Raw genomic sequence first — 10,329 nt, forward strand, 5'->3', positions numbered from 1 at the left:
ATTGTTCAGACTAAAAACTACTTTCTACGCGAATACTCTAATTTTACTCTGTAAAATCTGGTTCTTTCTTTGGGCTACAAAATTAAATTGGCGGGTGATACACCAAACTCTGCTTTAAAGCAGGTACTAAAATAGGAAGGGGAAGAAAATCCAACACTATAACTGACTTCTGTAATTTGACGACCTGCTATTATTGCTTTTCTTGCTTCTTCTAATCTGTATTTTCTCAAAAATTCCGAAAAGTTATAATCTATGAGCGCTCCCAGTTTACGATTGAGCTGCCTCTCACTGATAGCTAGTTTTTCCGCAGCTATTCGCCGATTGAAATTCTCGTCTGTATAGTGTTCTTTAATTAACGCAGTAAAACGATTATAAAACTTCTGGTCTTGAATATTCTGGAAACTTAACTCATTTCCCTCCGTTATAGTTTTTTCTGATTGCCCAAAGGCTTCTCGAGAATAGCGTTTTTTCAATATTTCTCTTATGGATATTAAGCGAGCAACTCGCAAGTGTAGTTCACTTACGTTAAAGGGTTTTACAATATAATCATCCACTTCATTTCTCCAGCCACTAAGCCGGCTATCCTCATCTCCTTTTGCGGTAAGCAGTATGATAGGTATATGAGAGGTTTCTTCATTACCTCTTATATTTTTGGCTAACTCAAAACCATCCATCACAGGCATCATGACATCAGAGATAATTAATTCGGGTATCGTCTCAATGGCTAAAGCTAAGCCTTTTTGGCCATTTTCAGCGCTTATACAATGGTATTCATCCTCAAGGCAACTCATGATAAAGTCTCGCATATCATTGTTATCTTCTACCACGAGTACAGAGGCTTTCTCTGTTTTTTCAGCGATTGACTCTAGATTAGACCTATCCTGTTGTAACTCGACAGTTGGAACAAGCACCGAAGGTTTAAAAGTGGTGTCTACTAACTGTTGCGTTGCATCTTTTTTCGATATCGGAAGTTCTACAGTAAAAACAGAACCCTTACCTTGTTCACTTTTGACACTAATTTTGCCCGAATTGGCTTTTACTAATTCTTTTACTAAAGCAAGACCAATACCCGTACCGTGAACAGAAATCGTACTTTGCAGCCTTGTGAATCTTTCAAATATATTTTTCAATTGATCCGCTTCAATGCCCATCCCTGTATCGCTTATTTGAATATATAACCACTCATTTTTATGTTCACTAGTGACACTAATTGTGCCTCCTTTAGGTGTATATTTAATAGCATTAGACAATAAGTTTGAAATGATTTTTTCAAATGAATCCTCCACCAGCTCTAACGTCACAGTGTCAGTGGCGTCACATATTAATACTTGCTCATTAGAGATAGCGTAAGGTGTGAATGACTCGACTATTAGTTTAAGAGCATCTGGGTATCTGTAGAGTTTTCTACTAGGTTGATTAATTGTTTCCAATTTCTCTAGTTCAAGAATTTGCTCCACCAGATTTTGCAGCCGCTTAGCATTTCGGTTGATTAATGAAGCCTGCCGAAACATATTTGGTTCAGATATTTTATTTAACAACAGCTCTAGTGGGCCAATCATAAGAGAAAGTGGAGTACGGATTTCGTGAGATACATTGGCAAATAAATGTTGTTTTTGCTTGAGTAGGCTTGAGACTTGTTGGTTGCTTTTCTGTAATTCTGTGGTTCGCTGTAATACTGCTTTTTCCAATGCCGCATTCATTTTTTTATAGTGGCGAGTTCTAAGCCAATAAATAAAAACTAAAATAGAAACCAGCAAAGTGAGATACAGCGCTTTAGCCTGCCATGTAAGCCAATAGGGCGGATGTACTTTGATGGCAAGGCTAGTGATGGGTTGAACAGCTTGGCTTTTAGGGTCGAATACCCTCACATGAAACTCGTAATCCCCTGCTGGTAACGTAGTATAAGTTGCAGAGTTTTCTCTTGCTTTGGCGTTTATCCAGTCGTCATTTAATCCTTGCAGTCTATATTCATACTCGAGCAGAGCTCTTTCATGATAGTTATCAACCGTAAATTTTATGGTTAAGAGGTACTCGTTATGATTAAGTTCTAAGGCGGGTTTTGTTTCATTCTTATTTAAACTTAAGCCTCTGTTTTTTAGTTCTTTTTTGCCACTTTCTCTATCTGAAACGACTATGTCAGTCACAATAGCTTTAGTTTTTCTATCTATACGGTTATCTAGGTACACATTTAACGCACGCGTATCGATAACATAGCTTTTGAGATCGCCCCCTATAAAAATTTTGCTGTCTAATAAATTCAAAGCAGTCTCAAATTGAAAGTCTGTATCAATTACCCCTTCTTCCATGCCGATTTTGATGGAGTGCTCTTTAATATGGTCATATCTAACCAGACCTTTATTGGTTGTCACCCAATAATAGCCCTGAGTATCTTGCACTATGTCATGAATCATGTTTGCATTACCGGTTAAATTTGACTCAATAGCTTTGTATTTTGTACTTCCCTTTTCTAACACCTTTAAACCATCATTTGTGCACAACCATAAGTTCTTTAATTGGTCTTCGTATTGGCACCTTCCCATTAAGTCTTTTAGAACTTCATTATTAGCAATGGGCCGCACAGTATCACCTGAAATTGCAAACTGCCCTTGTCCAAATGTTGCAACTACAAGCTCACCAGCATGATTGAACATACCCATGGTAGGGTGAATATCTATAATTACTGGCACGACTAAACCTTCAGGCGTGACTTTGTACACGCCTGGGGCATTAGTTCCATACACTAAAAAAATTAGGTTTCCATCAGCGTCAGCTACTAATCCTGTAGTAGTACTCCTAGGCCCTTCTAAAAATGTCATATCGTTTAGTTTCAGCTCTTGAACTGACATATCACTTTTCGTAACAACAAAAAATCGCTTATTATCTGTCGCGACGTAAATTTTATTTAACATTTCTGATGTAACTGTGACTTCACCGATATTAGTTTTTAAAGGTTTTAGTTGCTTAGTTGAAAAACTATAGGAGTAAAGGTTATTTCTCCCCCCTAATAAAATATGCTCTTGGTCAACGTAAGCTGCAGTAAATAAACGTTTTAACCCACCTTTTTCTAGATTGAGATACAATATATCGCTTCTCGTTGCTGGTAATGTTGACAAACCAATATTAAAAGAAGCAATAAGTAACTCCCCTTGATTTGATTCATCAATAGCAAAAATATTAAGCAGCTCGTTTTGTAATTGAGAAGAAATTGCAACTGCAAGTTCAACAGTTTGATTTATATGGTTTACTGTTAATAGTTTCTTTGCCCCAACCCACAACACTCCAGCACTATCTTCAAAGATGCTGGTGATGTTAGAACTTGCATTCTCATAATGCTCAGAGCCGCTTTTTGGTTGATAAGGAAAATGAGAAAACTGGCTATGATCAGCATCCCATTTATTTAATCCTAATTCAGTACCTACCCAGAGTTGGCTTTGTCGATCAACATATATAGTTTGCACTTGCACACCGTGCAATTGAGCGTTGTCTGTATTGTAATTAGTAAGGTTATGGTCTGCGTTTGAATATACAAACACACCACTATTACCTTGAGAAAACCAAATATCATCATTTGTATCGATTGCTAAACTATAAATAGAACTCGGCTTTAACGTATCTTGTGAAATATGAGCTAATAGGTTTTCGGTTTTAAGGGAATGGATATCTATTGAAGCTAAACCAGTTTGACAGGCAGCATAAACCTTGCCCTTGCCTGACATTGCCAAATCAAAACAATTATCTGACACCAAACCATCTTTCGTACTGATGTTAAGCATTGCCTGAGTGTAAGGATCAAAAATATAGATACCCCCGCCATAGGTGGCTAACCAAACTCTGCCAAGTTCATCTTCAAGTAGAGCATAAATTTTCTCTTCACTTAAGAAACTATTAGTAGAGTCATACACTGTTTTTTGTGAGCCTAATAATCCAACCAAGCCATTTTCGGTGGCTAACCAAATAGTGTCTTTTCCTTGATGTATTGCATTGATTACACCAATTGATTGGTCCGAAAAAACATTCTGAGAATTAAGGGTAGAGGTTGAGCTATAGGAAAATTCACTTAAAAGAAAAAAATAAAGGACAATAGTTCGCAATCTAAAAAATATCACTTTGGAAATTTACTTAATGTTTTGGAGGTTGTCATTTTACTCATTTGTCTCAATTTTTGATTGTGATGTCCTAAAATTAAACATGAACAAGCTACTGTCCCATATTTAAATATAGTCATCTCGATTTTACATACAATCAGCCTGTATTAAATAGGTATGTTTATTATCCTTTTTAGCATGCTTACCTGATAAGCATATTTCCATTTTTAACGCGGGGGCGACATGCTAAAGAAAAACAAAACAATTAAACACAGAGCGACTACTTCAGAACATAGTATTAATAAGTTTATTAAGCATCAATACCTATGCTCAAGATTACCAACACACGAGAAGATAAATCCGTTAATAAAACTAACTAAGGCGTTTTCAATCGTTTTAGTTCTGTTAACAATGTCTACAGGCATTGCAGCTGATTTAATAAACAAAAGCCCAGCAGACTCCCGTACATACGATACGTTTACATTAAAGAATGGCATCGAAGTGATAACAGTTAGTGATCCATCACTAACTACTTCGGCTGCTACCATAAGTGTTGGAGTCGGCCAATATCAAGACCCAGAATCACACCAAGGCTTAGCTCATTTTTTAGAGCATATGATTTTTATGGGCTCAGAAAAACACCCCAAACCAAATGAGTATCTTGAATTTATAAAAAATAATGGAGGTAATGCTAATGCCTTTACCGCACCACAACAAACCACTTATTTATTATCAATTAATGCTGAGCAATATGCACCCGCACTAGATCGCCTGAGCTCAGCCATAGCGTCTCCGTTGTTTGACAAGACTATGATTGAGAAAGAAATAAACGCAGTAAACTCAGAATGGTTGTTACATTATCAAGCTGACCAATTTATATGGCAGCGGGTAGCAGCACATACAGGTAACACTGCGCACCCAAGATTCAAACTAGGTGTGGGTAACAATAAAACACTAAACAAAAAGGGGAGTGACTTAGTAGCAGCACTGAAAAATTTTCACTACCAACATTACTCAGCCAATATTATGAAATTAACCTTAGTTGGCAAACAATCTTCTGAACAACTAAAAAAATTAGCAAAGGAATATTTTTCTAGCATAGAAAACAAAGAGATAAATCGCCCAGTCACTTCAGTTAATGCATATAACGCTGAAAATTTAGGTCAACACATCTATATAAAAAGTAAAGTTAAACTACCAATCTTAACTATAGAGTTTCCTGTTGCAAACAACCTATCGGATTGGAAAAACAAACCCAATGAATATATAACTCATTTGTTAAATTCTGAAGAAGAAGGCTCGCTATTATTCACTTTACGAGAGCAAGGCTATATCCAAACAGGTAGAAGTATATTTGCTCCAAACATCTGGGGCCATACTGGTTCTGCCTTCTTAGAATATGTACTCACTGAAAAAGGCCAGAATAACCAAGATGATATATTACGTAATACTTTCCAATATATAGAGCTAATTAAGCAATCTGGAATAAAGCAAGCTTACTTTGATGAGCTCTCAGCAATAAAATCAATGCAATTTGAAGACTACAGAGCCCTTCCTGCACCTAACTTAGCCATGACATTGTCTCAAAGAGTTTTTGACTTCCCCGTTAAGAATATTATTGATGCTGACTACTTAGTTGATAGGTTCGAAGAAGAAAAAATTAACAAGGTACTGTCTCAATTAACCGTTGATTCTGCTCGCATTTATCATATAAGCCCAAATGAAAAAGCAGAAAAAAAATTAGAATACGCTGACGGTGAATATCGAACAAAACCAATATCTGTAAAAGAAAAAGATAGTTGGTTATCAACCGAAGTCGCTTTGAACTTACCTACTCCGCAAGTGTTAGGGCAAGAAAAAGAGGTCATAGTTAAATTAGATGGAGATTTTTCTACTCCTCAAGTAGTTTACAGTGAACCAGGTGTACGCGCATTTATGTCAGAAAGTTTGCATCATAAAGGGAAGGATGGAGTGCTAAACCTTTCACTTGTATCAGATGTTCCTGCTGAAAATGCAGACAATTTAATAAATGCATATATCTTAAACACGATTTATTTAAAGAAGAATCAACGTTTATTTCAGCGAGCTCAGCAAAGAGACGGTGTAATGATAAGTACCATGTTAAACGGCGCGGGCAATGCTACTTTTCGTTTGTTTGGCCGAAGCAGAAAACAGATAAGCCTTACCAATAAACTAATTGATGGTTTTGTTAATATCGAAATAAATGAAAAGAACTTTCTAAATGCAGTAAAACTGTATAAAGATAGCTTAGAAAGTATTGGTGACCAAAAGCTTTTAGACCAGCTAAATTATTATGCAATGAACGCAACACATCGCCCTCCATATCTTTTTGAAAAAGATGTGATTCTTGAAGCATTGAGCAAAACCACCTTAGAAAGCGTTAAAAAAATGCACGCAACAATATTGAAAGAAAATTATATCGATATTTATTCTCACGGTAACTTCTCTCCCGAAGAGATAGTTGAGTTTTCTAAGTCCGTTAGGGAAAAATTAGGAACTAGCCAAACCAAGCCTTGGCATCTTGGCTCTAATTTTAAGATGCATAAAGGCAGAGCGCTTTTTAAAAATGTAGTATCAAACAAAGATGGGGTGGGACTTGTTGATACCTATATTTACCCAGAGAAGTCCGAACAGGTTTTATCACAATTACATGTTATTAACCGTTTAATGACGACACCTCTTTTTAATGATTTGAGAACCAATAAGCAACTTGGCTATATTGTAAAAAGTGCTGAAGAGAACATACATGGCTTCCCCAGCCTCAGTATTTTAGTCGTTAGTGACAATACTGAGCTACAGAAACTCAAAGAATACATTATTGATTTTCAATATCGATTTTACTTAACATTAAAGAATATTAACGAAGACACTGTAGAGACACTAGCAAAAGCGCTCGCTGATGAGTTACAAAAAAAACCAGTAAATATTTTGACTGAAGTCGTGCCATTTTTACAAGATTGGGAGCAAAACAAGCTAGACTTCGCTAGCCAAAATCGCTTGATTAACTTTGTTAAGTCAACCACTAAACAAGATTTAGTCTCGTTATATGAAAAGATGTTTATTGAGGGGAGTTACATGAATGTGTTGACGCAAATAAAGGGCGAAGACTTCAGTGATTCTAGATATTTTAGCGCTAAAAACATTGCAGCTAAATAAAAATTATATAAAGCAATTACAGGTAAATTTGCACTCATCAATCGAGCTCTGGTAACAATGTTGTTGCGTAGTCTACGCAACAACATTTATTCAAAAAACCTATTAACAGAGAGTTAAAATAGCTTTTTTTCTACAGCACAATACCATCTAAAATGGCATGAATTCGCTCGGCATTTTTACCTAAATCACTGCGACCTATACGTGACTTACTGCGTACATCTAATAAAGTCATATCACCTGCAGATTGAATTCTAACAACCACATCATCTATAAAACCAAACCAAGTTGTTTTATCAAAGGCCTCAATCTGCCCGGTAGCTTTATTTGCTGTTACCACTTCAAAACCTAGATTCTCAATAGAGGCAAGCGCTGCATCAAAAACTTTATCACTAGACTCTTTATAACTTTGAGTTTGTAACTCTGGGTAAGCGCTGCGTTGCTGGCTTGCAATTTCTTCACCTTGGTAGGCCGCAGGGTTTGGTGCGTCTGCTCGTAAAGCTAGAATGGCATTAAACTTAGGTGGATTAACTAAATCAGTAGTAATGTCATGAATTGCAGGTACTGACTTACCTTTATTCATCATACTTAAAGGCAAACCAATCGCGACCACAGCACACAATGCAGCTAAACCTGTCGATCCCCAACCGATATTTTTACGCATAAAGATAAGTTGAATCACAATCAACACTAGGGTAATCCCACCAATAATCAACGCCACACGAAACCCCATAAAGGCCTGCCTAAGCTCTAAAACTTCAGCCTGATACAAAGGGCCTGACAGCAATAATGCAAGTACAGAAAAAATGCCTGCAATTAAGGTAGTAATTTTCATAAATAATACGGTCCTGTGATGTGATGATAAATAGCAATTCGAATCGATGATAATATACAAATAATGACCACAAAACGAATTGTTCCATAAAAGGTTAGGACATAAACAAATATGATAATTAGTAGCACAACCGAAATGTGGGTAAGACTCGGTGTTTTTATTGGTATTTTAGCAATTATGATGTGTTGGGAGGCACTCACACCTAACCGAAAATCTCCGGTACCTAAGCTGGCTCGTTGGTCGACTAACTTTGGATTAATATTTATTGGTTCATTAGTCGTGCGCTTGCTTATTCCTGCTGGTTTGGCGGCGGTAGCTCTGTGGGCACAACAGCAGAATATAGGTTTATGGAATCAATTTTCTGTAGGTTTGTGGTGGTCAATACCTATTACTGTTGTGCTATTTGATTGCCTAATTTACTGGCAACATAGAGTGTTCCACCGCGTACCTTTACTATGGCGGCTTCACCGGGTTCACCATGCAGACCCTCATATTGATGTATCCACTGGCCTTAGGTTCCACCCAATTGAGATAGCTTTAAGTATTGCCATTAAGCTCATTGCGGTAATTGTATTAGGCGCACCTTTGTTGGCAATATTGGTTTTTGAAGTACTTCTCAATGCCACCGCAATGTTTAGCCATGCTAACATTGCACTCCCTAAGCGTATTGAACAACCACTGCGTAAAATCATTGTCACTCAAACCATGCACCGTATTCATCACAGCCAAATTGTGAGCGAAACAGACAGTAACTTTGGCTTCAATTTATCAATATGGGACAGGCTATTCGGTAGCTACACCGAATCAGCAAACAATGGTGATGAAGGCATCAATATTGGTTTAACAGAATACTCTAGCGCAAAATCTAACAGCAATTTGATTAACTTATTATCCATGCCATTTAAAGGTGACACTAATCATTATAAATAAGGCAATGCCAATAAAATAACCAAGGCAATCCAAATCGTTTCTAGTAATAGCAGTAAAATAGGTTTTACACCTATAGTTAATATTTGTCTTAAGTTTGACTTCATGCCTATGGCAGCAATCGAGATAACCAAAGCATAACGAGAGACGTCGGTTGTTGCTTGGGTCACAAAAGCAGGGATCTCAAATACGCTGTTTAATCCCATAAATATGGCAAAAAAGATTAAAAAAGCAGGAAATTTAGGGCTTTTAGCCTCAATGCCTTTATCTAAGTTCAACTTAAGCAGCAATAATATACACAGTACAACTGGCATTAAAAAAGACACTCTAACTAGTTTAGTTAATGTGGCTAAATCTCCAGTTTGCTCTGAAACAGAATACCCAGCACCGACTACTTGCGCGACATCATGGATGGTCCCCCCTAAAAAGATACTAGTTTCTGTTTGCGTTAATCCAAGTGCATCTGCAATAACAGGGTATAGCACCATAGAAACTGTAGATAACGAGGTGACGCCTATCACAGTTAAAAGAGTGTCTCTGCCTTTATGTTTATCATTAGGAAGAATAGCTGAAATAGCCATAGTAGCCGAAGCACCGCAGATTCCCACAGCTCCGCCAGTTAAGACACCAAAACGTTTATTTAAACCAAGGGCCTTGGATAACACAACCCCTATAGTAATAGTGCTAACGATCACAAACGCCAATAGTAAAGCAGTCTTCCAGCCCAAAGTAAGTAAGTCACCAAAGGCAATCCTAAACCCCAGCAATGCCACACCAAACCGTAAAACATGGTTTGCAGCAAACTCAACACCTTGCTGACATTGAGTATCTTCATATAAAAATGACATGGCGATACCCAACAACAATGCAAACAACATAGCAGGTGCGCCATAATGCTCGCTTAAAAATAGCGCTGCCAAACCAACAATAATCGAAACAGACAACCCAGGAAAAACAGCTCTTAAAGATAAAAAGTTCGACATGCTATACAAGCCTAAAAATTGAAACTACCTCAGAGACTCTAACCTAAAGTAACAAGTGGTGTAACCCATTATGAGAACAGTAGTTTTTTGCAACTAAAGGAGAATGTGAATTGGTGAAATTTGCTATTAAGACATAAGCGGGACTAACCAAGTATTAATTATAACAAGTGGTTAATGTTAAAACATGCTCTTCCCCCGTTTTAGTGGACACCTCCTCATCACTTTGAGGAGGCTACAATGCCCAAATATACCCAACCTAGAAGGACATGGTTTTACCCTGTTAATTTCAAAATCAAAGCCGTCGAACTAAGCTTACGAGACGATG

At 37.2% G+C, this 10,329-nt stretch carries 5 protein-coding genes; 2 read left to right on the forward strand and 3 right to left on the reverse strand.

Annotated elements, in window-relative coordinates:
• Positions 1-74: 74 nt before the first annotated feature.
• Positions 75-4,091 carry an ATP-binding protein gene (locus ABJD71_RS05740; RefSeq protein WP_348165901.1) on the reverse strand — a complete coding sequence of 1,339 codons (4,017 nt, stop codon included), beginning with the start codon at positions 4,089-4,091 and terminating at the stop codon, positions 75-77.
• A gap of 237 nt (positions 4,092-4,328) precedes the next feature.
• On the opposite strand from ABJD71_RS05740, the gene ABJD71_RS05745 reads away from it, so the two are divergent.
• Positions 4,329-7,262, forward strand: a complete 2,934-nt coding sequence (locus ABJD71_RS05745; protein WP_348165904.1) for an insulinase family protein — start codon at positions 4,329-4,331, stop codon at positions 7,260-7,262.
• A 130-nt stretch (positions 7,263-7,392) separates the two neighbouring features.
• Here the strand turns inward: ABJD71_RS05745 and ABJD71_RS05750 are convergent, their stop codons facing one another.
• On the reverse strand, positions 7,393-8,094 hold the full coding sequence (locus ABJD71_RS05750; RefSeq protein ID WP_348165907.1) for a DUF1499 domain-containing protein: 702 nt from the start codon (positions 8,092-8,094) through the stop codon (positions 7,393-7,395).
• Positions 8,095-8,205: 111 nt separating this feature from the next.
• On the opposite strand from ABJD71_RS05750, the gene ABJD71_RS05755 reads away from it, so the two are divergent.
• Positions 8,206-9,024 (forward strand): sterol desaturase family protein, encoded by an 819-nt coding sequence (locus ABJD71_RS05755; RefSeq protein ID WP_348165910.1) that lies wholly within the window; start codon positions 8,206-8,208, stop codon positions 9,022-9,024.
• Here ABJD71_RS05755 and ABJD71_RS05760 read toward each other — a convergent pair.
• Positions 9,015-10,004, reverse strand: a complete 990-nt coding sequence (locus tag ABJD71_RS05760; RefSeq protein WP_348165913.1) for a putative sulfate exporter family transporter — start codon at positions 10,002-10,004, stop codon at positions 9,015-9,017. The two genes, ABJD71_RS05755 and ABJD71_RS05760, sit on opposite strands and share 10 nt — an antisense overlap.
• Between the last annotated feature and the right edge of the window lie 325 nt (positions 10,005-10,329).

The sequence above is a fragment of the Paraglaciecola sp. genome (genome assembly GCF_039943935.1).
GTDB lineage: Bacteria > Pseudomonadota > Gammaproteobacteria > Enterobacterales > Alteromonadaceae > Paraglaciecola.